The organism is Bacillus sp. FSL E2-8868, assembly GCF_038005505.1.
GTDB classification, from domain to species: Bacteria; Bacillota; Bacilli; order Bacillales; family Bacillaceae_G; genus Bacillus_A; species Bacillus_A mycoides.
Window position 1 is genome coordinate 867,337 of record NZ_JBBOTI010000002.1, and the last position, 23,765, is coordinate 891,101.

The 23,765-nt window shown below is 36.8% G+C and carries 27 protein-coding genes and 1 pseudogene; 3 read left to right on the top strand and 25 right to left on the bottom strand.

The window, feature by feature from the left end; genetic code table 11:
* Window positions 1-11 precede the first annotated feature (11 nt).
* Window positions 12-335, top strand: coding sequence for a hypothetical protein (locus NSS74_RS15290; RefSeq protein WP_215588910.1), 324 nt, complete (start codon window positions 12-14; stop codon window positions 333-335).
* A gap of 213 nt (window positions 336-548) precedes the next feature.
* Here NSS74_RS15290 and NSS74_RS15295 read toward each other — a convergent pair whose 3' ends face one another.
* The 19 genes and pseudogenes from NSS74_RS15295 to NSS74_RS15385 form a co-directional block, all read right to left on the bottom strand.
* Window positions 549-719: a DUF3951 domain-containing protein gene (locus NSS74_RS15295; RefSeq protein ID WP_002011981.1), complete on the bottom strand. Its 171-nt coding sequence runs from the start codon at window positions 717-719 to the stop codon at window positions 549-551.
* Between the two features lie 62 nt (window positions 720-781).
* The gene (locus tag NSS74_RS15300; RefSeq protein WP_159146419.1) at window positions 782-1,093 is read right to left on the bottom strand and encodes an AzlD domain-containing protein; all 312 of its coding nucleotides are present in this window, start codon (window positions 1,091-1,093) and stop codon (window positions 782-784) included.
* The gene (locus NSS74_RS15305; protein ID WP_002126646.1) at window positions 1,084-1,812 is read right to left on the bottom strand and encodes an AzlC family ABC transporter permease; all 729 of its coding nucleotides are present in this window, start codon (window positions 1,810-1,812) and stop codon (window positions 1,084-1,086) included. Before NSS74_RS15305 ends, NSS74_RS15300 begins: the two co-directional genes overlap by 10 nt.
* Entirely contained in the window at window positions 1,802-2,638 is an 837-nt protein-coding gene (locus NSS74_RS15310) for a TrmB family transcriptional regulator (RefSeq protein ID WP_002189088.1), read from the bottom strand. The genes NSS74_RS15305 and NSS74_RS15310 overlap by 11 nt, the downstream gene beginning before the upstream one ends.
* A 177-nt stretch (window positions 2,639-2,815) precedes the next feature.
* Entirely contained in the window at window positions 2,816-4,114 is a 1,299-nt protein-coding gene (locus NSS74_RS15315; RefSeq protein ID WP_159146418.1) for an NtaA/DmoA family FMN-dependent monooxygenase, read from the bottom strand.
* A 157-nt stretch (window positions 4,115-4,271) separates the two neighbouring features.
* Window positions 4,272-5,401 (bottom strand): annotated as a pseudogene (locus NSS74_RS15320) (RNA-guided endonuclease InsQ/TnpB family protein).
* The gene (locus NSS74_RS15325) at window positions 5,361-5,999 is read right to left on the bottom strand and encodes an IS607 family transposase (RefSeq protein ID WP_016103084.1); all 639 of its coding nucleotides are present in this window, start codon (window positions 5,997-5,999) and stop codon (window positions 5,361-5,363) included. Before NSS74_RS15325 ends, NSS74_RS15320 begins: the two are co-directional and overlap by 41 nt.
* 675 nt (window positions 6,000-6,674) lie before the next feature.
* Entirely contained in the window at window positions 6,675-7,478 is an 804-nt protein-coding gene (locus tag NSS74_RS15330) for a flagellar basal-body rod protein FlgG (protein WP_033715343.1), read from the bottom strand.
* A 43-nt stretch (window positions 7,479-7,521) separates the two neighbouring features.
* A complete protein-coding gene (gene flhF / locus NSS74_RS15335) occupies window positions 7,522-8,832 on the bottom strand; it encodes a flagellar biosynthesis protein FlhF (protein ID WP_159146416.1) in 1,311 nt (436 codons plus the stop codon).
* A 14-nt stretch (window positions 8,833-8,846) separates the two neighbouring features.
* The gene (gene flhA / locus NSS74_RS15340) at window positions 8,847-10,913 is read right to left on the bottom strand and encodes a flagellar biosynthesis protein FlhA (protein ID WP_159146415.1); all 2,067 of its coding nucleotides are present in this window, start codon (window positions 10,911-10,913) and stop codon (window positions 8,847-8,849) included.
* A gap of 23 nt (window positions 10,914-10,936) precedes the next feature.
* A complete protein-coding gene (gene flhB, locus NSS74_RS15345; RefSeq protein WP_002141149.1) occupies window positions 10,937-11,983 on the bottom strand; it encodes a flagellar type III secretion system protein FlhB in 1,047 nt (348 codons plus the stop codon).
* 10 nt (window positions 11,984-11,993) lie between these two features.
* On the bottom strand, window positions 11,994-12,755 hold the full coding sequence (locus tag NSS74_RS15350; RefSeq protein WP_001055697.1) for a flagellar biosynthetic protein FliR: 762 nt from the start codon (window positions 12,753-12,755) through the stop codon (window positions 11,994-11,996).
* A gap of 15 nt (window positions 12,756-12,770) precedes the next feature.
* Window positions 12,771-13,046: a flagellar biosynthetic protein FliQ gene (locus tag NSS74_RS15355; RefSeq protein ID WP_002011993.1), complete on the bottom strand. Its 276-nt coding sequence runs from the start codon at window positions 13,044-13,046 to the stop codon at window positions 12,771-12,773.
* A 33-nt stretch (window positions 13,047-13,079) separates the two neighbouring features.
* The gene (locus NSS74_RS15360) at window positions 13,080-13,838 is read right to left on the bottom strand and encodes a flagellar type III secretion system pore protein FliP (protein WP_002126633.1); all 759 of its coding nucleotides are present in this window, start codon (window positions 13,836-13,838) and stop codon (window positions 13,080-13,082) included.
* Complete coding sequence (locus NSS74_RS15365) at window positions 13,835-14,155, bottom strand: hypothetical protein (protein WP_000121176.1); 321 nt, start codon at window positions 14,153-14,155, stop codon at window positions 13,835-13,837. Before NSS74_RS15365 ends, NSS74_RS15360 begins: the two co-directional genes overlap by 4 nt.
* A gap of 12 nt (window positions 14,156-14,167) precedes the next feature.
* The gene (fliN, locus tag NSS74_RS15370) at window positions 14,168-14,527 is read right to left on the bottom strand and encodes a flagellar motor switch protein FliN (protein WP_002064660.1); all 360 of its coding nucleotides are present in this window, start codon (window positions 14,525-14,527) and stop codon (window positions 14,168-14,170) included.
* Between the two features lie 10 nt (window positions 14,528-14,537).
* Entirely contained in the window at window positions 14,538-15,524 is a 987-nt protein-coding gene (gene fliM, locus NSS74_RS15375) for a flagellar motor switch protein FliM (protein ID WP_002141147.1), read from the bottom strand.
* 14 nt (window positions 15,525-15,538) lie between these two features.
* Window positions 15,539-15,763, bottom strand: coding sequence for a flagellar motor switch protein FliN (locus NSS74_RS15380; protein ID WP_000775712.1), 225 nt, complete (start codon window positions 15,761-15,763; stop codon window positions 15,539-15,541).
* Window positions 15,764-15,825: 62 nt separating this feature from the next.
* Entirely contained in the window at window positions 15,826-16,617 is a 792-nt protein-coding gene (locus tag NSS74_RS15385; protein WP_340813905.1) for a lytic transglycosylase domain-containing protein, read from the bottom strand.
* A 256-nt stretch (window positions 16,618-16,873) separates the two neighbouring features.
* Between NSS74_RS15385 and NSS74_RS15390 the strand changes: the two genes are divergently transcribed.
* Window positions 16,874-17,968 (top strand): flagellin N-terminal helical domain-containing protein, encoded by a 1,095-nt coding sequence (locus NSS74_RS15390; RefSeq protein WP_340814223.1) that lies wholly within the window; start codon window positions 16,874-16,876, stop codon window positions 17,966-17,968.
* Between the two features lie 254 nt (window positions 17,969-18,222).
* Entirely contained in the window at window positions 18,223-19,023 is an 801-nt protein-coding gene (locus tag NSS74_RS15395) for a flagellin N-terminal helical domain-containing protein (protein WP_340813906.1), read from the top strand.
* Between the two features lie 90 nt (window positions 19,024-19,113).
* On the opposite strand, the gene NSS74_RS15400 is transcribed toward NSS74_RS15395, so the two are convergent.
* From NSS74_RS15400 to NSS74_RS15425, 6 genes are read right to left on the bottom strand one after another with little or no spacing between them, the layout of a single operon-like run.
* Entirely contained in the window at window positions 19,114-20,166 is a 1,053-nt protein-coding gene (locus NSS74_RS15400; RefSeq protein WP_340813908.1) for a P-loop NTPase, read from the bottom strand.
* A gap of 20 nt (window positions 20,167-20,186) precedes the next feature.
* The gene (gene moaC, locus NSS74_RS15405) at window positions 20,187-20,675 is read right to left on the bottom strand and encodes a cyclic pyranopterin monophosphate synthase MoaC (RefSeq protein ID WP_025150807.1); all 489 of its coding nucleotides are present in this window, start codon (window positions 20,673-20,675) and stop codon (window positions 20,187-20,189) included.
* Window positions 20,676-20,723: 48 nt separating this feature from the next.
* Window positions 20,724-20,960 carry a molybdopterin converting factor subunit 1 gene (moaD, locus tag NSS74_RS15410; RefSeq protein WP_340813911.1) on the bottom strand — a complete coding sequence of 79 codons (237 nt, stop codon included), beginning with the start codon at window positions 20,958-20,960 and terminating at the stop codon, window positions 20,724-20,726.
* 4 nt (window positions 20,961-20,964) lie between these two features.
* The gene (locus NSS74_RS15415) at window positions 20,965-21,429 is read right to left on the bottom strand and encodes a molybdenum cofactor biosynthesis protein MoaE (protein WP_340813912.1); all 465 of its coding nucleotides are present in this window, start codon (window positions 21,427-21,429) and stop codon (window positions 20,965-20,967) included.
* Window positions 21,410-22,723, bottom strand: a complete 1,314-nt coding sequence (locus NSS74_RS15420; RefSeq protein WP_340814224.1) for a molybdopterin molybdotransferase MoeA — start codon at window positions 22,721-22,723, stop codon at window positions 21,410-21,412. Before NSS74_RS15420 ends, NSS74_RS15415 begins: the two co-directional genes overlap by 20 nt.
* A gap of 19 nt (window positions 22,724-22,742) precedes the next feature.
* On the bottom strand, window positions 22,743-23,759 hold the full coding sequence (locus tag NSS74_RS15425) for a molybdopterin-synthase adenylyltransferase MoeB (RefSeq protein WP_340813914.1): 1,017 nt from the start codon (window positions 23,757-23,759) through the stop codon (window positions 22,743-22,745).
* Window positions 23,760-23,765 lie beyond the last annotated feature (6 nt).

Below are 23,765 nucleotides of genomic sequence, written 5' to 3' on the forward strand. Positions count from 1 at the left end.
AGGAGTTTTATATGTCACTTACATTACTTTTACGCATATTCCTAATAATTCCCTTCATTTCAGCAATAGCTCTCATTTTTATGACGGTTAAAAAAGGAACTTTTCTAAACCGACCACACTTACAATCATTTATCGTATGCACTCTATTCTTTGCGAATTGGATATTATATTTAACAAATTTTTATTCATTACTACCTGAGAAAGTTAGTCAATTTATATTCCTACCCATTTGGTTTTTCCTTTGCGTTTTAGGTTTAATCGTTTTCACACGCGAATGGAAAAACAATCGTGTTTTTTCCATATCTATCGGTTTTCTTTCTTTTATCCCGCATTAACGGGCAGTAAAACTCCCACCTCAAAATTCGGCTGAAGCAAAGAAGTTAGGTGAGAGATTAACTGCCCGTAAACGCCCGATTGGTGAAGGCTAATAATCAGTGGGGGATAAACAACCCCCCACTGATTAAAGTTTCACTTTATTAGTTTTCTATTTGGATTATTGTTGTTAGTTCTTTCGGGAATGTAAAAATAGAAGGAAGAAAAGCCCAACATCAACTTTTCTTCCTTCTATTTTTACCTTTAGATTTTATTGTCATAGTTTCACAAGGTGTATAATAAATTTGAGGTGTCGCCTTATCAACAAACATCATAAACGTAATAAAACCGATAATAAAAAAAATAAACAACGTTAACAATATTGCTCCTATCGTTAAAAGTATCATAACACCACCCCTATATATTTCATGTTATTACACCTTTCGCTATTATATGAGCTGAATCCTTTTTAGAAAAATAAACGTAACAAAATAATTACAATGACTCCTGTTAATACTGTTCCTAATAAACTACGAGTATATATCGCTACGAAAAATGTAGGAATTGCCGCAATGATATAATCCCACTGCACTGTCTTATGCATAAATAATACTTGTGCTAAAAGTGCTGCTAATATCGCAATTGGTATGTAATTTAACCATTTTAAACCCCAGTCTGGAATTTGTAGTTTACTAAATACGAGAAGAGGTAAAATACGTGGTACGAGTGTGACAGCTCCTGCTGCTAGTAAAAGGAATAATACGTCCAATCTTACTTCCATTTTTCAATCACCACCCCGATTGTCGCAGCTAACAGCGTCGCGATAATAACTGCTATACTATCTGGCATAAATAAGTGTGAAACGTATGCGATAATAATTGCTACAATTGCAACACTTAGATGAATGGCTAGTTTCGGTTTACTACTTATTAGCTGAAGTACAAATAATCCGATAAACATCGCTGGTAACGCATAATCCATTCCGTACGTATGAGGATCTGGTATCCACTCTCCAAAAAGTCCTCCGAGAACTGTAGCTAAAATCCAATTTAAATATGCTGTTACATTAAGTCCCATCATCCATTTCTCGCCTAAATGGCCTTTTTGTGCTGCTTGTTGCACTGCAACGCCGAAAGTTTCATCTGTAATTTGCGAACCAATTATTAAATTTTTAAAAAGAGGTATCTTGGTGAAGTAAGGTGCGAGTGCAGCACTCATTAATAAGTGACGTAAATTAACAAAGAACACAGTAAAAATAATTGCCGAGGCTGGGGCACCCGCTGCATACATACCCGCTAATATAAACTGAGCAGAACCTGCGTAAATTAATGTGGACATAAAAGCAATTTCTATGATCGAGAAACCTGCTGTTTTCGCAATAACACCAGCCGCTATACCGATGCTCAAATATCCAAATACAGTTGGTAAACAATCCTTTACACCTTGCTGAAATGAATCATCGCTCTGCAGTGTCATATGTGCTTGAGCTTTATTCACCATTATCTCCCTCCATTTCTTCCATAGTACGTTTTCCTGTTACGACATGAACTAAATCTATGTTTTCACGCCATAATGTATCTAATTTATCAGCTCCAAACTCCTTCGTAATCTCCTCCACCATAATGTCGTGCCGAACATATTCTGTAGCGACGAGAACTAAAGCTGGATCATACGTTGTAACGGCCCATGAAGTGCTATCATTTGAAAAATTAGCAATTAATACTTCTTCCCCATCACGCGCGATAACAGTTAAATGACCACCCATTCTCTTTTCAACGACGTGAGGTGTCATATAATTATGGTGAAATGTCGCTCCTATTTTTGTTTCTGGAGCACCAAATAAAATTGAAAAAATATGTACGCCTTCCGCTTCCTTTTGATGAATGAACGGCTCAATCTCGTGCACTTGATTTTCCCATACAGAAATCCATAACTCTTCTTTTGCTCTATTAATTATATTGCATATTTCTTTCAAAACACGATCATTTGAGCGAATATGCGAAATTACATCAATTTGTCGCTCTTGTTCTAAACAATTTAATTTTCGGTCTAAAAATTCAAAGGACTTTTCAAAATCTTTTCGCATTCGATCCATTAATTCCGTAGCTGGCACTGGTACATATTTCACTGGTTCAGAAGGAACGATATGCACCGCTCCTTTATCCATCAACTTGCCAAGTACTTCATAAATCATTGAACGGGGTACTCCTGTTTGTTTACTAACTTCATAACCTGTTACTGGATAATGTTTTAATAGTCCAATATACGCTTTACATTCATACTGGGAAAAACCTAACTTTTGTAACTCCTTTATTATTTCATCCATCGGTAACCCCTCACAATTTATATAGCTCTAATTTCAAAATGACGATCTCATTTTCCATTAGTAGTTATTGTTATACCTACTAATATAAAAAAGAAGCCTCCACAAGTCAACTGACAATTCTGAATTTTAACTCGAAATAAAAAGCCTTCTTTTTAAAGGCTTTTTGTGCATAATGAATTATTTCAACTGTAGAGCATTTGATATATTACCCTCCAAATGTTCACGCAAGGTTGAACCTGTATACTCTTCTCTAAATACACCTGCTCTCACGAATAAAGGAATGACTTCACTAAAGAATAAATCCAATGATTTTGGAGGACCGCCTGGAATTGCAATAAATCCATCTAGTGCCCCTGCTTCAAATCTTTCTATAATTTGCTTACAAACATCTTGTGGTGTGCCTATAGCGACCCAATGAGCAGAACCAACAACTTCTGGTCGTTCTAGTATTTGCTCAACAGTTGGTTCATTTTTTATGATGAAATTCCGTAATAATTCGGCATGCGTTTTACTACGTACAGCTTGATTTCTACTTGGTAGCATATGTTCAGTAACCTTACTTTCTAATGGCATCCCTCTAACATCTAATCCGAGAACCATTTCGAGTAAAGCGTATCTCTTCTCTTTTGTTAGATGTTGATGAGCTTGTCTGTGCATTTCTAGTGCTTCTTCATATGAATCACCAATAAAGAAATATAAACCAGGCAATACACGTATATCATCTTGCTTTCGGCCATGCTTTTCTGCTCTTCTTCTTAAATCTTGACGAAGTTCGATTCCTGATTCTACATCTGGCATTGCGGCAAAAATCGCATCCGCAACAGAAGCAGCGAAATTCCGGCCAGACTCTGAAGCACCCGCTTGAAATAAAGGCATTTCCCCAGAAATATGTTGCGGGATATTAAGTGGACCTTTCACCTCAAAATGCTCACCACGATGCTCAATTGGCTGTACCATCTCTCTAATTACATCTGCGTTGTCTTCTTTCAAAACTTCATAAGGATGACTCCTCCAAAGTTTTCTTACTAACTCTGTACATTCTGCGGCTTTTGCGTATCGTTCCTCAGATGGTGGCATCCCTGCCTCACCAAAGTTTTCAGCACCATCAATTGATGTGACAATGTTCCATCCTACTCGGCCGTTACTAATCCAATTTAAAGATTGTAGTTGCCTCGCTAGTATATATGGTGGATAAAATGATGTTGAAGCGGTCGTAACGACTCCAATCTTTTCTGTTGCATACGCAATAGCAGTAAACAATAATGTCGGATCTAAAATTACATTCCCCTTATTACGAGCAATTAAATCGGGATGCGCTACTAAATAGTCAGCTTTAAAAACAAAATCTAACTTCGATTTTTCTGCTTGTTTTGCTAACTCTACTTGTTCATCTATCCCTGAATTAAACATACTCTCTTGTTCTTTCTTTCTAGAAATCAAACATAGTCCAATGCAAAGCTGTTTTTTTGTAGACATATGTACACACCTTCCCGATACGATAAACTTAACTAAATCTATACAATTCAATCAAATTTACACAAGTTAGTGCTTCATCGTGTTCTCGCAACCCCGAAGGGACGAGGGGTATAACACTCCACACGAGGTAGTATCGTTACCTCCTATTATCAAGCATTTATTTTACCCATCTTGATAAATTTATCGAAGCATTTAAATCCCTATCGTGATGGCTATTGCACCCAACACAACACCACTCACGTATTTTTAAACTCCACTGTCCTTCTGGTTGAACTGAATGGTCGTATTTAACTCCACAATTTGAGCAAATCTTGCTTGAAGCGAACCATTTATCAGCTTTTACATATTCAATGCCGTACTTCTCACACTTGTATGATAAACATTGAAAGAAGAAGTTTAATTTTTGAAATGAAAATGCTTTCGATAGTTTTTTGTTTTTTAACAGGTTTGAGATAGGTAAGTCTTCCACAACAATCCTCATTGGTTTGGTTTTCACCAATTTAGCTGTTGCTTGATGGATATGGTTATTTCGGATATTCGTAATTTTCCTAGATAACCGCAGGTGCTCAGTTTTAGCTTTTTCATATCCGGCAGATTGAAATTTCACACCTTTTTTAAATCTCCTAGACATATCTCTTTGCGCTAACTTTTTCCTTTTCAAAAGTTTTTTAACCTTAGCATCTTTGTTTATATTTCGTTCTTTCGTACCATTAGAAGCTACAAATAACTCTTTTAAACCAACATCCACACCAATCGACTCATTGGTTAGTTCTTGCGGTTCGAATTCTTCTTTGAACCCTACACTAATCCACCAGTGACGACCATCAAATGTAACTCTTGGATTTGATGGTTTTTTGTTTCTTGGTAGTTGTTGGCTTGTTTTCACTTCTCCAATGGACTGAATATCAACTACTTTCTTTCCTATAATCAGTCTTTCATAATTGGCATAAAATCCTTGGATTAAATCTTTTTGGTTTTATAAGAAGTGTGATAGCCATTTTTGTACTTTTCGAACGAATTTTTTCTCGCCTTGTCAAAATCTTTTGAAGCCTGTTTGGGAACTTGTGCGTTGATGTCTTTTAACCACTCATATCGCTTTCGCTTCTTGATCTTTGTAAATCGTTTCTGTAAAGCTAACTGTGAAACAGATTTTCCAAATAGCTTATAGTATCTATCACTCATTCTTTTACAATAGTTATAAGCGAATCTTGAAGCTCCAGCATGGTTTCTCAGCACTTTTTCTTGTTCAGGCGTTGGAATCAGTCTGACTTTCTTCGCCAATATCATCAGAAGTCAACTCCTTGATTATCTGTTTAGTCTTTTTAGAGCGCTTGCCTTGAAGTTTACAACTAAATACTGTAATGATTTGAACAAGGTCTTCTACGACCTCCTGTTCTTCTGTTTTAGCAGTATTGTCAATTACTTCAATCGCTGTTCCGTGTAGTTGACAGATCTTTTCAACCAACTCATAACCGAACCTCACAAGCCTATCTTTGTGCATGATAACAACTTTTTCAACCTCATTGTTCTCAATGCGTTCCATTAACTTGTTAAAGCCTTTTTTCTTATAATTGATCCCAGAGCCAATATCTTCAATAATTTCAAATTGATAACCTCGTGCGATGAGATATTGCTTCATTCTATCGACTTGTCTTTCTAGGTCATTTTTTTGACTCGAAGAACTAACTCTACAATAGCCAATTATGATGCGGTTATTCGGTCGCTCACCTTTTAGATAATGAATGATTTGTTCTTCTGAATAATAGCGTGTTTTGCCAGCAGTAATCTTTTCAGGCACTAATTCACCACTTTGGTGCATTCTCCTGAGACTACTCGGATGCAAACCTGTTAATTCTGATACTTGACTAACTCGTAAAAATTTCATTATTATTCTCACCTCATTGAATCCGCAATAGTACATACATTCGATAGATTCAATGAAGTTTGATAGATTTAATTAAATTTATCTCGTTCAACTAAGGGCGCAATTCCTTAGCCAGTTCTCTTATGAACTTCTCATGTTTTCACATGAGCGCAGACTATATGTTTATCTCTTTAGAGATAGAGGATTTTTCCATCACCATAGGCTTGTGATGTACTCTCGTCAGTTATACGAGATAGTCGTTGAACGTTCATCTTATCAATTTTGACTTAGACGATTCGATGCGGAAGACCCATTATTCTAGTGTTTAGGATTTAACCGTGCACGATCTGATTGATTTTTTCTGCTTTCGCGACATTCACGCTCGCTATTTCTAGCCACGTTGTAGTTCAATCAGCTTTAGGGATTGCCCGCAGTTAACCCTCACTACTAGCCAATCACTTGACTAGCAGGGCTTACTGATATATTTAATTACCTTTAGTTATAATTGGTTAAATAAATCGTAACAGTTAATTACCCTTATTTTAATTCACCTAGTTAACCAAAGACTGATACAATCACAACGTCCATTCTTTTTAAAGAATAACAATAATGATAATGATATCGATAATCATTATCATTTTATGATGTTACTGAAATAAAAGCAACAAAAAAAGACTCCCACTAATGGGAAGTCCTTTATCTCAATATTTCATTCGCTTCTTTTTCATAAATTTTATCAAACGAAGTCATGATGCGTTGCGATGCTTGAATCATTTTTTGATTCGTCATAAGGTCAGCCATTTCTTTCGTCATATCCACATTTGAATTTTCTAGCATATGATTACGTACTGCCCCTGTTCCATTCGGTAAATCAGCGAGGTTACCTTCTGCTAGTGTAAAACTTTTATTTTCACGTTGCATGAGGCGAGCGTTCGCTTCTGCGTCTACTGTTTTCGTTTGCAATTGTGCAATTACTATTCTCTTAATATCTGGATCTTGCAGCGTTCCTTCGTTAATTTCTCTATAAATTTCTCCATTATTAGATACGAAGAAATCAACATTTTCAGGAATACGAATACGTTCATTATTTACATCCATAACATAAGCACCTGCAGATGTTTGTAAATAACGATCACTATTTAATGTAAAACTACCGTCTCTCGTTAAAAATGTTTCATCATTTTTAGATGTAACGAAAAATGATGATGTGCCAGCCGCACCGTCGTCTAAAAAGAAATCTGTAGCACTATTTGTCATTTGTACATTTCCTTGTACTAAGTTCACATGCGTCGCAGCTGGTACGACAGCGTAATCGACCGAGCCGATATTTGTCGCCGATCCGTCTCCGCGGCGATATGTGTCTTGCACATCAAATACTTTAGACGTCATGTTTTCTGCTTTAAATCCTGTCGTTTGGGCATTTGCGACGTTATTCGAATGAACATTAATATGCTGCATGTAATTCATCATACCCATAGAGCCTATATAAAGACCGTTCATACTCGTTTGAATAAGGCAAGCGCCTTATTCTTCACCTCTTTTCTTACGATGTTTGTAACATTTGTTTTGCTAAATGTTCAGCTGTAGCGATATGTATATGTTGCTTCACGTCTTGTCCGTCTGTCATTAATACAATTGGAGCTGATGATACAGCTGGAATTTTCAACAATTCACCGCTGCTCGCTGTTTCATCAAATTTCGTAAACACGATACCATCAATATGAATATCTTTAAAGTTCGTAATGATTTCAATCATATCTTTACTTTTCATAGAAGCTGATAATGTTAAACAAATATAATCTGGCTCTACTTGTCCCATCGTTTCAATCATTTCTTCAACCGTTTCTGACGTACGATAATTCTTCCCTGCTGTATCTATTAATATATAATCGACGCGTGCTTCTTCTTTAAAATAAGTGAGCGCCCTTGTCATAGCTGCTTCATCTCGCACAGCTATTACTTCTGACCCAATTGTTTTTACGTAATCTTGTAATTGCTGCACTGTTCCAATGCGAGAGTGGTCCGTCGTAATAAAACCAACTGTTTTTCTCTTAGCATGAAACTGCCACGCCATTTTCGCAAGTGTCGTCGTTTTTCCAACGCCAGTTGGACCGATTAATGCAATTGTTTGTACCTCTTTTTCAAAGACGTTTTCAGTATTGAAATGAGATCTCATATCTTCCAATATGTATCCGATGACTCCTTCTTCTGTAATCATCGTTGCATTCTCAAACTTCACTTTTAATTTTTCAGCATATGCATGAATGAAATATTGTTCCACATCGTTTTGTTCTAACATCCGAATTACTTTTTGAATAATAAATGGTACAGATTCCTGTTTTTCTTTTTTTATAACTACTTCTTCTTTCTTTACAGGAATAGCTTGTTTCACAACAGGCTGTTTTTTAGCTACTTTCGTCTCCTCCGTACGTTTCACAACGACAATACCTTTTTCAAACAGTTGTAATAGTTTCTCTTTTTTTCTTGCCCATTCTTCACTATTGCCTGTTTGCATCGCTGCGTATGACATAGAAGTCGTTACGTTTTCTAAATTGTGCAAGACAGATTGAATTCCATTCACCTTCACGATTTCTTCTGAAGATTCACCTACAACATCCATTAATTGTTCATGAAATTGAGTTGTTCCTTCGCTATTTTCATCCTGTTTACCTTCAGGAAAAGCGACTAACATTTCATAATTCTTTTTCCAAAAAAACGGGATATTTCGTTTTACACTTTCATCGACAACGTAGTAATAATCTGTACCATATTGGTCAAATAATTTTCGATACAATTCATTTTTCGAAGCTGCTTTTATTCGCATTAACGCTTCTTTTTTTTCTGTACTTTCCATTACTTCACCTCCTACTATTCAATATAAGCAATTTGATCTACAACAATTTCTGGTGCTAATTCACTAATACATAATACTTTAGCTTCTATTTGATAACGTTCAAGAAGTCTCACAATCGCAAACCTGAAATCTTTTCTACGCGTTAATAATACTGGCTCTCGTCCCATTAAACGAGCTTGTTTGAAAACGCGCTGTACTTGTTCTACTACACGCGTTTCTAAATCTAAATCCCAGTTTAATAAATAACCTTGGTATGAATTATTAACAACATCTGCATCTAACTCAAGCGAATCAGCGAAAAGTGCTGCATAAATTTTCCCATCAGGATTTTTCGCACTCTCACAAATAACTTTTGAAATACATTCACGTACAAATGCAGTGACACCATCAACATGGTTTTGATAAATTTCTTTCCCGTCAATAATACCTTCAATAATCGTTGGTAAATCACGGATTGAAATTCCTTCTTTTAGCAATTGTTTAATAACATTTTGAACGAGTGATAAATCGATTTCTTTCTTTTTAATTTCTTCTAATAAAACGCCATTATCTGTTTCAAGCGAGTGAATCAAGTCTTTTACATGTTGACGCTGAATTAACTCATGAAGGTTACGTCTAACGACAACATCTAAATGCGTAATTAATATGCTAAGCGGCTCTAACACTTGATACCCTTTCATTTGTGCATCTTGTACCATATGCTCCAAAATCCAATATCCATCTTCACCAAAAATTGGATCTTTCGCTGGTTCTGCATCTAAATCAGCCATTACGTTCGGTGTTTTCAGTGCTAGTAAATAACCTGATTTTAAAACACCTTCAGCAGCTTTCGCACCTTTAATACGAATAATGTAACGTCCGCGCGGTCTAAAACTCGTATTATCTTTAAAGTTAATTCCAGGAACGTTAATACCAAGGTCGGTAATAATTGATTTCCTCATTAGAACAACTTTATCACGAGCTGTTTCCCCGTTAATTTTCTGCTTTACAAGTGCCGCTAAATCTAAACCGAGCTCTACAATAATTGGATATTTATCTGTAAAAACTCCGAATGAATCTTCCACTTGTTGCAGTTGCTCTTCATCGCCTTGAATCATTTCTAATTCTTTTTGAAGCTCGTCTTCTTTTTCTTTCTTTATTCGCTTTTTATTACGAACTCCTAAGAAAATAATCGTGCCTCCAACGAGAGCAAATGGTAAAAATGGTAGCGGTGTAAAAACACCCATTGCGATAAATAAACCACCGAGTGCATATACAACAACTTCATGCGCTAATAACTCTTTAAAGATTCCTTCAGTTACTGTATCTGCTGAACCGTCAAATACACGCGTTACGATAATACCTGTTGAAATCGCAAGCATTAACGAACCGATTTGGTTTACAATTCCGTCACCGACAGTTAACAGTGTATAGTGAATAGCCGCATCTGCAAAGCTCATTCCTTGCTGCATTATACCAACAATTAAGCCGAAAATAATGTTTACGAATAAAATGACAATCCCGAAAATAACGTCCCCTTTAATGAACTTTCCGGCACCATCCATCGCTCCGTAAAACTCTGTTTCCATATTTAATTTTTTTCGTTTCGCCTGTGCATCTTTTTCTGTAATAAGACGCTGATTCAAGTCAGCATCGATAGACATTTGTTTCCCTGGTAAAGAATCAAGTGTAAAACGAGCTGCTACTTCAGCTGTACGAGACGCACCGTTTGCAACGATAAACTGGAATATGATTAATACTATAAAAATAACGATACCAATTAATAAGTTCCCGCCAATTACGAACTGGCCGAACTCTTCAATAACATGACCCGCATTTCCGTCTGTTAAAATCGCTCGCGTCGTCGAAACGTTAATCGATACGCGGAAAATCCCGATTAATAACAACATCGTCGGAAATGACTTTAATTCATCCCACTCGTTAATACTTGTAGCTCGCATATAAATAAGCACTGACATACTTAGTAGAAAAACGATAACGATATCAAGTATAAATGGTGGAAGTGGAATTAAGAGCGCCACAACGAATGACGCTGCTAAAAAGATAGAAAAATAGGTTCTTGCAGAATCCATCTTAAACAAAGAGATCCCCTCCAAACGCGCTATTATACTTCAAGTTCTTTCGTTTGAATTAAATAGCGCATAACTTCAATTACAGCTACATATAAATCTTCTGGAATCGTCTCATCTTCCTCGACTTGATAATATAAAGAACGAGCGAGCGGACGGTTCTCTACCATTGGTATTTCTTGTTCACGGGCAAGCGTTCGTATATATAATGCGAGCTCATCTTCCCCTTTTGCAACGACAATAGGCGCTGCATCAACTTGTTTATTGTAACGAAGCACAACTGAAATGTGCGTCGGGTTGTTCACAATAAACGTTGCGCCATCCATCTTCTTCGCAATTGTCCCTTGCAAGATGGCATGCATAAAGTTTTTTCGTTTCCCCTTTACTTGCGGGTCCCCTTCATTATCTTTATGCTCCCTTTTCACTTCTTCTTTTTTCATCTTAATATCTTGTTCGTACTCCCATTTTTGATAAATGAAATCAATAATAGAAAGAATGATTAAAATAATTAAAATGGCTAAAAAGATAAATTTAATTTGGCTAATAATTTCAGTAAGTGACGCTGTCCAGTTAAATCCAATCATACTAACAATCTTCTCTAAATTCTTTTTAAAGAGAACGTACGAAACGTAACCGATTAATCCCATATAAAATAGTGATTTCAAAATATCTACTAAACTTTTACGACTAAACAATCTCGTAAAATAGTTTTTCGGATTAATACGTGATGCTTTCGGCTTAAGTACTTTAGAAGAAAATAAGAAACCAACTTGAATCATATAATTGAACAAATGAAAAGCATATACAAGTATTAATATAGGAGCCGATACTTTCAGAAGTAATATGCCCATTAAATAAAAATACTCGGTCGAATCTGTATTTTTTCCAATTTGATTAAACAGTACCGCTACGGAATGTGCGATTTCATAACCGAGCCAATCTCCGAAAAAGTAAACGACAACTGCTAATACAAGAATGGAAAATAAATTATTTAAATCTTTACTCCGGGCGATATTCCCTTCTTCACGCGATTTTTTACGCTTCTGCGGGGTGGCCTTTTCTGTTTTATTATCCTTTGCCATGCGCGTCCCCCTACTTCGTTAAGAAAAAGTTAAATAGTTTCGTATACTCTTCCAGTAATACGTCTGTCATATTTTTAAACACATAACCGAGCATCGGTACACTCATCGCAATAAACAAAATACCACACGTTATTTTAATTACGTACGCATTCATAAAAACGTTTAATTGTGGTGCATTTTTTGCAATTAAAATAAGGACGAAATTAATAATGAATAGACTGCCCATAAGTGGCAAAGCAATTTCAACCGCTGATGTAATTGCAAATAATAACGTTGCGAGTAGACTATCTAAAAAACTAGTCGTCAACAATTTTGAAATCGCCTCTGTATATTGAAACGACTTTAAAATCGTGGCAACGAAATAGTTAATGCCGCCCAGTGAAATAAAAATAATAAGAAAAAATATATCAAAAATTGTTGATAGTAAAGTAGACTGTGACCCTGCATTTACATCAAATAAACTCGCCTGCGATAAACCGATATCAAAGTCTAAAATATGCCCTGCCATTTTCGGAATGTTCCACAGCATCTCTACAATTTTTGAAAGTGATAATCCAATTACAATTTGCGTTCCTGCATAAGCTGCTACATCCCAAACTGTCTTTATGTGAGAGACATCCACTTGATCTGCCACTGTAATCGATAGAGCGAGTCCAAATGTAACCTTTGCCATCGCCGGAATTGATCGCCCTGAGAAAAACGGTAGAAAATATAAAAATGAAGTAATGCGACAAAACGCAAAAAACGTCGCCGCCCATAATTCCATATTCATTTCAGTTCACCTATCTTAGTACGAACGCAATAGCGATGGGATTTTATCAAATAAATCTAAAATAAGCATCGTTAACTCTTGAAACATCCACGGACCTAAAATGATAATAACGAGCACAATACTCGCCATTTTCGGTAAAAACGTCAGCGTTTGCTCTTGAATTTGCATCATCGCCATAATAACGGCGATAATAATAACGACAATCATACTTACAACGGCAATCGGCATTAAAATCATAACCCCTTTATAAAAAAAGGTTTGGAAAATATCTATAATTGGTGACGTATTCATTTATATGACTCCTATCACATAGCATCAAACGCTTCAGGCGACTGTTTTAAACATAATATCGACGATTTTTGTATATCCACCTAAATATACGAAAACGAGTATTTTAAATGGTAAACTTAAAATCATCGGCGGTACCATCATCATCCCAAGGTACATTAAAAGTGTACTAATAATTAAATCAATAAATACAAACGCTAAATAAATGAACATCCCTGTAAGTAAACCTTTTTGAATTTGTGTTAACGTAAAGGATGGCACAAGCGTAAACAATGAAAGATCCTTTAAATCTTTCGGCAACTCTTCTCCGCGCACTTTCAGCATCATTTTCAAATCGTGCTTATACGTATGCTTCGACATATAATCTTTCATAATCGGAGCTGTCGTCTCCGCAGCTTGACTTACTGTTATTTTTTCTTTCGTCATCGGGTCCCACACATCACTCTTTAATTGACCAAGCACTGGCTGCATTGTAAACAGCGATAAAAATAATGCGAGTCCAACTAGCACTTGGTTCGGTGGTAAATTCATAACCCCAAGCCCTTGACGAGTAATCCCAAGAACAATCATAAAATAAGTAAAATGCGTAAATAAAAGAACGATAGAAGAAGATAATGATAGAAGGGTAACGAGCGCGAATAGTTGTACACTTGAATTACTCGTAAACTCTTTTCCATTTTCGAAATTAATAAAGCCGTTCGGGGCTGCATACGCTGGATTTACAAAAACAAATGAAAAAATAATAGAAAATGCGAAAATAACGGCAAATAACGATAACTGTTTCTTTATTCTCATGATGGATCCTCTACTTTTTTCGTTTCACTCTTCACCGCGTCTTCTAGCGCTTGTTGAAACTGATTTCCTGTTCCTGTTAATTGCACAGACTGCACACCATTATTACTAATAACAGTGAATACTTGCTTGCCATCCACTTCAAATAAAAAAGCACTCGTTTGATGATTTAAATATACACCGTCTTTTACTTGAATATGGCCATTTTCACCTTGCTTAAAAAACTGCTGTTTGCGCGTCTTTTTCGTCATATAATATGCACCATAGCCGAGCGCACCAAACAGTAAAACGACTTGAAATAAGGTCGTCATATACGACATATGACTCCTCCTCTACTCTTTATCTTGCATTTGATTTTGCGCCTTCATAAGCGCCGCGTGTTTCTTGTCAGCTTCAATTTCAGAAATAATAATGCCAAACTTCTCGTCCATTACTATAGCTTCACCAATACCGACCTTCATATCACTTAAATATACATCTACTTTATGACCTAAATTTTTCTCTACTTCAAGAACATCGCCAACTTTTAATTGTTTCACATCGCCAAGCTGAATCGATGACTTCCCAAGCTTTACACCAAGTTCAATCGAAATATCCGAAACGGTATCAATATGTGCTTTACCTGCTTCATTTCGCTTCCCTGCAAATTCTTCTAATCCCATTAATGACACAGGAGATACTTCATGCTTCATATGGATCCTCCTACTCTATAAAACTTTTAAATAGGAGCGCCTTACGCGTTCCATCTTTCCCGATAAAACAATTAAATTTATGTTTCCCATCTACATAACCACGTAGTTGATCTGAAACTTTCGTATGAAGCGGAATAATATCGCCTTCTTCAATTTTCTCAATCTCACCAATCGTCATCTTTTGCTCACCAATCGCAACGTGAACAGGTTTGTACACTTGATTTACTTTCACTTCTACTTCAGACGTATACTTTTTACGCTTATCCGAAGAATGTTCGACAATATTTTCAGACGTTAACTTATCCATAATTTCTTCAACAGATAAGAACGGAATTCCAATACGAACCGTCGTATTCCAAAACTCTGTTTTCATATTTACGTTCAGTAATGAAATAATATCGCTCGCTGTAGTAATCTTTAGCGCATTCGGATCTGTCTCCGTCGTTACAAACTTCGGTTCAATCGCAACAACGCTTTCAAATGATTGCTCTAAATTTTTACAAAGAAGCAAGAATATATTATCAAGCGTTAAAAATTCAAACGCCGTTAACGGTCTACGCATCGTAAAGTTACGCTTACTATCTCCGCCAAGCCAGCATTCATGAATATATATAACGAACGCTAAATCAATCTCAATAACAATTTCTCCAAGCTCTGGTAAACCGAGATCTATCACGCAATATAAATAATAATCTTTCGGCATTTTCTCTACATACTCACTCGTAAATGGAACTTGCTCAACCGTTGAAGGCTCTAGTTCAATTGGAATACGCATACGAGCTGACAACGTCTGTGACGTCTGCTTTCCAAATGTAGACGCAATCGCCTGCAAACTACGTAAATGTTCAACACCAAACTTCTCTGGTCTATTAAAATCATACTCTTGAAATTTATCTTGCTTCCCTGCTTCTTGTGCGAAAGCTGGCATTTCCTCGCCTTCATTCACCGCCTTCAGCAGGGCATCAATTTGCTCTTGGCTTAATTTTTCGCCACTCATGACAATCCCCTTCCCTACCTTTTCAATTCAACGATTTCAACGTACATTTTCCCATTCTTCGTCAAAATCTTTCCGGTTCCAATCTCTTCATTCTCAAGCATAAGACGCACCGTATTTTTCGTTGAATTTTCAAGACGATACAATGTACCTTTCGTAATATGAAGCAGATCTTCAATTTTCTTTTTCGTATTTCCGATTTCAAAATAAATTGTTAACGGAATATCATCTTGTAATTTCAAATCTAGCCAACTCCCATATCATGTTCACGAAAATTTCATGTTCTCTCTATATATGAAATTTCTTATTTTGAAACGTCGATATTTAATATTTTTTTAATATATCCTTGCGTTTCTTTAAATGGTGGTACGCCTCCGTACTTTCTCACATTACCAGGGCCAGCATTATAAGAAGCAAGCGCCAATACGAGATCACCGTTATTTTTCTTTAAATAACCGCTCAACTCTTTCACACCGCCCTCAATACTTTCAGCTGGTGAAAATGGATTTTTTATACCCATCTCTTTCACATTCGCTGGCATAAGTTGCATAAGCCCCATCGCCCCTGCATGTGACACCGTTTTCGGATTAAAATTAGACTCCACTTCAATCATTTTTTGAATTAACGTTTTCGGAATTCCGTATGTATGACTAGCGCGATCAATAATATCCTCATACTTACCTTCATTGGAAGAACGTATTTTTTGAATATTATACTTCTTCGTTAATCCCCACGTATCAGCAGGCTCATTTTTCGTTTCTGGGAAACGTCGTTCAAACTCTTTTTGTGCGACATGCACTTCATCTACTTTCTTCGTTTCAGCTTTCTCCGTCTCCTCAGGCTTACTCGCTTCCTCTACTCTATTAATAGATTCTTCCGGTTTATTAACAACCGTTTCTATTTTCGTAGATTGTACCGGCTGACTCATATCCTCTACTTTTGCCGGCTCTTTAGCAACTTTCGACTCCTTCGCAGGTTCACTCTGCAATTGATCTTGAAAACGGCTACTAACGAATGCTTGCGGACTACTTAACTTCTCCTGAAATTGTCCTTTTTTATATGCAAGAACTTCTTTTACTATATTTCCAACTACCATAATATCACCTTTTCGGTAAACAAAGATAATCTAATATTAGAGTTTTTTTAAAAAGTTTGCAATAATCCTTTTAATAATATTTTAATAAAAAAATGAATAGATTGTTAAACTGTTATTTTTTTATATTCATTAATTCGAATTTTTAGTTGACACCCGTTGTAGCAAGGATTACAATAAATCTCGAAATCGATTTTTTCGCATATTACCGTTTTTCAATTTGCAGAAAAGTCAATATAAAAAAATGGGGGTTCTTAACATGAGAATCAATACAAATATTAACAGCATGCGTACTCAAGAGTACATGCGCCAAAACCAAGCAAAAATGAGTAACGCTATGGACCGTTTATCAAGCGGTAAACGTATCAACAACGCTTCTGACGATGCAGCAGGTCTTGCTATCGCAACTCGTATGCGTGCTCGTGAAAGCGGATTAGGAGTTGCAGCTAACAACACACAAGACGGTATTTCATTAATCCGTACAGCTGATTCAGCAATGAACTCAGTATCTAACATCTTACTTCGTATGCGTGACCTTGCAAACCAATCTGCAAATGGTACAAATACTAATGAAAACCAAGCTGCATTAAACAAAGAATTTGATGCATTAAAAGAGCAAATCAATTATATTTCTACAAACACTGAGTTCAATGACAAAAAATTATTAGATGGTTCAAATACAGAAATCGCAATTCAAACATTAGATAACGCTGATACAAGTAAACAAATTAACATTAACTTATCTAATGTATCCACTAAAGAATTAAAACTTGATACTTTATCTATCGGAACTGATAAAGTTAACAAAGCAACATATGAGGCAACTACACTAGCATTTACTAATCTTGGAACAAAGACAGGAACTGACAAAGCAGCACTTGATCCAGAGGTAACTAAAACTATGAAAGAATTTGACAAGGTTAAATCTTTCATGTCTGCAGACGATGTAAAGAAAATTGAAGAAAAACTTGCAGACTATACTAAAGCAGATGATACTGGAGCAGAAGCTGCAGCACAAGCATTAGGTAAAGAATTTGCTAAATTAACAAAACTGGAAACTTCAGATCTTAAAGCTGATGCTTCTGGTGCAATCGCGTCTATCGATACAGCACTAAAAGACATTGCATCTAACCGTGCAACTCTAGGTGCTACATTAAACCGTCTTGACTTTAACGTAAACAACCTGAAGAGCCAATCTTCTTCTATGGCTTCAGCTGCTTCTCAAATCGAAGACGCTGACATGGCGAAAGAAATGTCTGAAATGACTAAGTTCAAAATCTTGAACGAAGCTGGTATCAGCATGCTTTCTCAAGCAAACCAAACTCCTCAAATGGTTTCTAAATTATTACAATAAGCCATTTGAGTTAGTTTCATGAATGAACCACTCTGCTTGCGGAGTGGTTCATTTTTTCTATATAAATGAATTATTTGTAAAACCTATCTTTTTTTAGGTGGAAGAGAGAATCCGCGATGTGTAGAAGCGGTCAGTTCCTATCTCTATCCCCTCTCATGTTTAAACATAATAGGAGCTAAGCATAATTCCCTTTTTCTTTTTATAGCCATTTATTGACTTTAAGACCATATATGAATCTATAAGGAGTGTCCATTATGCGTATTGGTACGAATGTTTTGAGTATGAATGCTAGGCAGTCGTTGTATGAGAATGAGAAGCGTATGAATGTTGCGATGGATCATTTGGCGACTGGTAAGAAGTTAAATGCTGCTTCTGATAATCCGGCGAACATTGCAATTGTGACTCGTATGCATGCGAGAGTGAGTGGTATGCGCGTTGCGATTCGTAATAATGAAGATGCGATATCGATGCTTCGTACATCGGGAGCTGCTCTTCAAACTGTTACAAATATTTTGCAACGTATGCGTGATTTAGCTGTTCAATCTGCGAACGGTACAAATTCAAATAAAAACCGTGATTCGCTGAACAAAGAGTTTCAATCTTTAACAGAACAAATTGGCTATATTGGTGAGACAACTGAGTTTAATGATTTATCCGTATTTGATGGTCAAAACCATCCTGTTACATTAGACGATATCGGCCATACCGTAGATATCACGAAACATATTCCCCCTTCCCCTACACAACATGACATCAAGATTTCAACTGAGCAAGAAGCAAGGGCGGCGATTCGTAAAATTGAAGAGGCTTTACAAAATGTATCACTTCATCGTGCTGATCTTGGGGCTATGATGAATCGTTTACAGTTTAATATTGAAAATTTAAATAGCCAAAGTATGGCCCTAACAGATGCTGCATCTCGAATTGAAGATGCGGATATGGCGCAGGAAATGAGCGATTTTTTAAAGTTTAAATTGTTAACTGAAGTTGCGCTTAGTATGGTTTCACAAGCAAATCAAATTCCGCAAATGGTTTCTAAGTTACTACAATCTTAAATATACTTTCATATTTATTGGAATGATTCATAAAAAAGTAAGAGGGAGATACATAGCGTTTATGTATCTCCCTTTTACTTTTACACTAGTTTATTCATTATAAATAATATCCTCAGCTAAAGAAGTAAATATCTCCCCAACGATCGAGTCTTCGTCATATACACATGAGCCTTTATTTTCTTCACGCTTTGCAAAAGGTATTTGGGCGATTACCTCTGTTTGCAGTTGTTCTGCTAACATTTCGCCGCCACCTTTTCCGAAGAGATAGTTTATTGAACCCTCTTGTTCTTCGTAATATGCCATATTTTCAATGATACCTAAAATATCGTGTTTCGTATGTTTTGCCATTACTCCTACTCTAGACGCGACAAATGAAGCTACGTTATGAGGAGTTGTAACGATAATTTCCTTCGCTTGTGGGATCATCGCAGCGACATCTATCGCAACGTCTCCTGTTCCAGGTGGTAAATCCAGAAGAAGATAGTCTAATTCTCCCCAGTGCGTATTCGCAAGGAAGTTTTGAATCCATTTGTTTAACATCGGTCCGCGCCACATAACTGGGTTGTTTCCTTCTGTGAAGAATCCCATCGACATAATTTTAACACCGTGACTAACGACTGGAATTGCTGTTTGATCGATCATTGTTGGTTTTTCATTCGTTTCCATCATTGCCGGGATGCTAAATCCATATATATCTGCATCTAAAATTGCAACCTTTTTCCCCATACGTGCTAAAGCAGTAGCAAGGTTAATCGTCACAGTTGATTTACCAACTCCTCCTTTTCCGCTCGTTACAGTAATAAAACGTACACCCGAATCAGGTCGAAGCATACTAGGCATTCCTGTTTCTGTTCTAGCCTCTTTCTTTAAAGACGCTGTTAATGCTGCTCGTTCTTCTGGCGTCATTGAACCGAATGTTAAGGAAACCTTCGACGCTCCAATGTTTCTAAGTGAGTCTTCAATATCTTGTTGTATTTTTGCTTTCAGCGGACAACCTTGAATTGTTAAAACTATTTCTAGCCCAACTTCTGTGCCATCTATTTTTATATTTCTAACCATATTTAGTTCCACAATACTTTTGTGTAACTCTGGATCTTCTACATGGCTTAACGCGTTCATAATCTGTTCGTGAGTAATCATCATATACATTCCTTCCATTCTAATTATTTTACCTTGTGAAAAAAGTCTCCGCTTTTCCCACCCGTTTTTTGAACTAAATATGTTTCTTTCATAACCATCGTTTTATCAACAGCTTTACACATATCGTAAAAAGTAAGGGCGGCGATTGATACGGCCGTTAATGCTTCCATTTCTACTCCTGTTTTCCCACTGCATTTTACTGTCGCTCGTATGATTAATTCATAGCCATCAGTTTTCTTTTCATAATGAAACGTAAAGTCTGTTCCTTGGATTAATATCGGGTGACACATCGGGATTATATCCGCTGTTTTTTTAGCACCAATTATACCAGCAACTTGTGCTACTTGAAGCGGGTCTCCTTTTTTCAACCCACCACTTTGAATTGCTTCAAATAATTCATTTGATAAAGAAATTGTACTTTGCGCAACAGCTGTGCGTGTTGAAATGTCCTTTTGAGAAATATCAACCATTTTAGCTCTTCCCTCTTCATTCCAGTGCGAAAATTCACTCATAATGATCCTCCTTAACGTATGAAAATTTTGATACTCGAATAGAAAAAATTAACCTCCACTTACAGGCGGGATAAACGCGACAGTATCTCCAGCTCTTACAATATTTTCGTCCGTTACAAATTCTTCATTAATTGCCACCATAACTGTATCCAGCGTCTGTAATTGAAAGTAATCTTTCAGCCATTTTTTCAATTGCTGAACATTCATCTCTCGATTTTCTATTATTACTAATCTCTCTAAACCAACTTCTTCTCGTAAATTTGCAAACAGTAAAATTGTTATCATTCTCTCATTCTTCTTTCTCTGGTTTTCCTTCTGGATAGGGAGTATTTTCAAGTTGATCACCAATCCACTCCGTTCCATCTTCCCAAAATTCTTTTTTCCAAATTGGGACGATTCTCTTTATACGTTCAATTGCGTATTCATTCGCTTCGTACGCTACTTTACGATGCGGCGACGATACTGCAATGACAACGGCGATATCCATTATTTCTAGTCTTCCTACTCGGTGCGTAATTGCTATTTTTGCATCTGGCCACTGTTTCTTAATTTCTTCTCCAATTTCATTAAGCTTTTTTACTGCCATCGGTTTATATGCTTCATAATCAAGATGTAACGTTCGTTTTCCTTTCGTTAATTCTCTAACCGTTCCTATAAAAGTTGTAATGGCTCCTGCTTCTCGTCTTGCTACTTTATTCGTTACTTCTTGAACTACAATCGGAATATCTACAATTTCAAATCGTGCTTGTCCCATCAAAACCTCTCCCCACTTTTCGGAATGTCCAAGGCCATTCACTACCTTCGTTATCTTCTAATAAAAGAACGTCCACAAACATCCCTTTCTCATATCCTCTCGTACCACCTAGTAATACGATAAAAATGTTTGATTCTGCTAATGAAGAGACGGAACTAGATTTATCAAATCCTGATGGATAAGCGATTAGTTGTCCTTCGTTATACTTCAGCTTACCTCGTACAAATCTTGTAAATGGATTAGGTTTTAGAAAGTCTTCTCCGAGCATTGCTTTTTCTCGTTTTACATGTGGTGTTTCGCTAAACATATACGCACGAATGCTAGGTTTTACGAATAATTCAAAGCCTACGTAACAAGCAGATGGATTACCTGATAATCCGCATAATAATTTTCCGTTTAATTGCGCTACAGTCGTGACACTTCCCGGCCGCATGGCTACTTTATTAAAAAGAACCGACGCACCTAACTTTTCGTATATAGCTGGAAAATAATCATAATCTCCTACTGAAACACCACCAGTTGTAATTAACATATCCACTTCGCTTAACGCTCTTTTCACTGCTTCGTAGCACGTATTAAAATCGTCGCTAAACTTCCCAAAGTATTTTACTCTTCCACCAGCTCTTCGAATTTGAGACGATATCATATACGTATTACTATTTCGAATTTTTCCGGGCTGTAATGATTCATCAACATCGAGAAGCTCACTCCCAGTCCCTAACAGTCCAATGACAGGCTTTTTCGCGACGGGCACTTCGCTATAACCGAATGTAGCAAGAAGAGCAGAAATACCTGGATTAATGTAACAACCCCTTTTTGCGAGAACGGTTCCTTTACGTGCATCTTCACCTTGAAAGGATATATTGTCCCCTTCTTTAAATGAGCGTTTCACTTCCATATAGCATTTTCCGATATTCTCATATTGACGATGACGAGTCAGTTCTAGCATGACGACCGCGTTACATCCTTTCGGAATTTGTGTCCCTGTCATAATTCGAACAGCTTGAAACGCTCCTACTTCTTTAGGAAATACGGAACCTGCTCCAATTTCACCGATGACTTCAAATACAATTGGATTCTCACGACTTGCAAGCGAAGTATCTTCTGCTCTAATAGCATATCCATCATATGGCGAGCGGTCGAAAGAAGGCACATCGTGATCCGCTACTATATCGTCTGCTAACGTCCGTCCGTATGCTAATTCCAGTGGTACTAGTTCTTTTACACCACAATTAGCAAATTCCATCACTTTACGAACAGCCTCTTCAACTGTAATTGGCACTCTTCTTTCCATCATTACCAATCCCTCTCTATTATCCTAATAACCGATAGTATAGTTGTTTCGCTTTTTGAATTTCATTCGTGCCATGAATAAATACACGACCATCATGAAAAATGACGATGCGATACTCTTCTAATTGGCAAGAGAGCAAATACGGATTCCGATCAACTTTCCCGTGGTTCTTTAATACTTTTTCTAACTCATCAAAGTTGTAATGTCTATTATGCGCCGGTCTAATTTGAACTGTATTTCTTCCACATAAAACAGCTGTCTTCGTTTGATTTTCGTATGATAAATAAGGATAAGTTCTATTTGTTCCGCACGAAGGACAGTCTTCCGTTTTGATTTTTCCTAGTTTGATAGAATGATGTTGATTACTCCATATATCAAACATTAAAAATGTTTTCCTAACCGCTTCATAGTCTTCTACTAAAATTTTGAATGCTTCTGCCACTTGGTACGCTGCAACGATTTGAACAGCTGGACTAATAATTCCAACTGTGTCACACGTCGCCCCTGTAACAGGAACACTTTTCAACACACAATGTAAGCACGGTGTTTTCTTCGGAATAATTGTATAGCTCATGCCATAACTTCCGACACAAGAACCGTAAATCCAAGGGATATTGTGTTTTTGTGATATTTCATTAATCACGAACCGAATATCGAAATTATCTGTTGCATCAATAATGATATCGACACCACCTAATAAAGCTTCCATATTATCTACTCTTGCATCCATTACTAGCGCTTGAATTTGCACGTCTGAATTAATTTGTTTGAGACGATTCTGCGCTGCAATTGCTTTTGGCAACTTTTCTATCGCATCTTGTTCAGCGTAAAGTTGTTGCCGCTGTAAATTACTCCATTCTACGTAATCGCGATCAATAATCGTTAATTTCCCGATACCTGCACGTACAAACGCCTCTGCACTTGCACTTCCTAACGCACCTGCCCCTATTATTAATACATGCTTATTTCTAATCTTCTCTTGCCCTTCTTTTCCAATAGGAGTGAACAACTGTTGTCGTGAATACCGCTCTATCATGAGGTG

Bases quoted from the DNA above. Each gene is read 5' to 3' on its own strand.
- NSS74_RS15290 (WP_215588910.1), top strand. From the start codon at position 12: ATGTCACTTACATTACTTTTACGCATATTCCTAATAATTCCCTTCATT.
- NSS74_RS15295 (WP_002011981.1), bottom strand. From the start codon at position 719: ATGATACTTTTAACGATAGGAGCAATATTGTTAACGTTGTTTATTTTT.
- NSS74_RS15300 (WP_159146419.1), bottom strand. From the start codon at position 1,093: ATGGAAGTAAGATTGGACGTATTATTCCTTTTACTAGCAGCAGGAGCT.
- NSS74_RS15305 (WP_002126646.1), bottom strand. From the start codon at position 1,812: ATGGTGAATAAAGCTCAAGCACATATGACACTGCAGAGCGATGATTCA.
- NSS74_RS15310 (WP_002189088.1), bottom strand. From the start codon at position 2,638: ATGGATGAAATAATAAAGGAGTTACAAAAGTTAGGTTTTTCCCAGTAT.
- NSS74_RS15315 (WP_159146418.1), bottom strand. From the start codon at position 4,114: ATGTCTACAAAAAAACAGCTTTGCATTGGACTATGTTTGATTTCTAGA.
- NSS74_RS15325 (WP_016103084.1), bottom strand. From the start codon at position 5,999: ATGAAATTTTTACGAGTTAGTCAAGTATCAGAATTAACAGGTTTGCAT.
- NSS74_RS15330 (WP_033715343.1), bottom strand. From the start codon at position 7,478: ATGAACGGTCTTTATATAGGCTCTATGGGTATGATGAATTACATGCAG.
- flhF (WP_159146416.1), bottom strand. From the start codon at position 8,832: ATGGAAAGTACAGAAAAAAAAGAAGCGTTAATGCGAATAAAAGCAGCT.
- flhB (WP_002141149.1), bottom strand. From the start codon at position 11,983: ATGGCAAAGGATAATAAAACAGAAAAGGCCACCCCGCAGAAGCGTAAA.
- NSS74_RS15350 (WP_001055697.1), bottom strand. From the start codon at position 12,755: ATGAATATGGAATTATGGGCGGCGACGTTTTTTGCGTTTTGTCGCATT.
- NSS74_RS15355 (WP_002011993.1), bottom strand. From the start codon at position 13,046: ATGAATACGTCACCAATTATAGATATTTTCCAAACCTTTTTTTATAAA.
- NSS74_RS15360 (WP_002126633.1), bottom strand. From the start codon at position 13,838: ATGAGAATAAAGAAACAGTTATCGTTATTTGCCGTTATTTTCGCATTT.
- NSS74_RS15365 (WP_000121176.1), bottom strand. From the start codon at position 14,155: ATGTCGTATATGACGACCTTATTTCAAGTCGTTTTACTGTTTGGTGCG.
- fliN (WP_002064660.1), bottom strand. From the start codon at position 14,527: ATGAAGCATGAAGTATCTCCTGTGTCATTAATGGGATTAGAAGAATTT.
- fliM (WP_002141147.1), bottom strand. From the start codon at position 15,524: ATGAGTGGCGAAAAATTAAGCCAAGAGCAAATTGATGCCCTGCTGAAG.
- NSS74_RS15385 (WP_340813905.1), bottom strand. From the start codon at position 16,617: ATGGTAGTTGGAAATATAGTAAAAGAAGTTCTTGCATATAAAAAAGGA.
- NSS74_RS15390 (WP_340814223.1), top strand. From the start codon at position 16,874: ATGAGAATCAATACAAATATTAACAGCATGCGTACTCAAGAGTACATG.
- NSS74_RS15395 (WP_340813906.1), top strand. From the start codon at position 18,223: ATGCGTATTGGTACGAATGTTTTGAGTATGAATGCTAGGCAGTCGTTG.
- NSS74_RS15400 (WP_340813908.1), bottom strand. From the start codon at position 20,166: ATGATGATTACTCACGAACAGATTATGAACGCGTTAAGCCATGTAGAA.
- moaC (WP_025150807.1), bottom strand. From the start codon at position 20,675: ATGAGTGAATTTTCGCACTGGAATGAAGAGGGAAGAGCTAAAATGGTT.
- moaD (WP_340813911.1), bottom strand. From the start codon at position 20,960: ATGATAACAATTTTACTGTTTGCAAATTTACGAGAAGAAGTTGGTTTA.
- NSS74_RS15415 (WP_340813912.1), bottom strand. From the start codon at position 21,429: ATGGGACAAGCACGATTTGAAATTGTAGATATTCCGATTGTAGTTCAA.
- NSS74_RS15420 (WP_340814224.1), bottom strand. From the start codon at position 22,723: ATGGAAAGAAGAGTGCCAATTACAGTTGAAGAGGCTGTTCGTAAAGTG.
- NSS74_RS15425 (WP_340813914.1), bottom strand. From the start codon at position 23,759: ATGATAGAGCGGTATTCACGACAACAGTTGTTCACTCCTATTGGAAAA.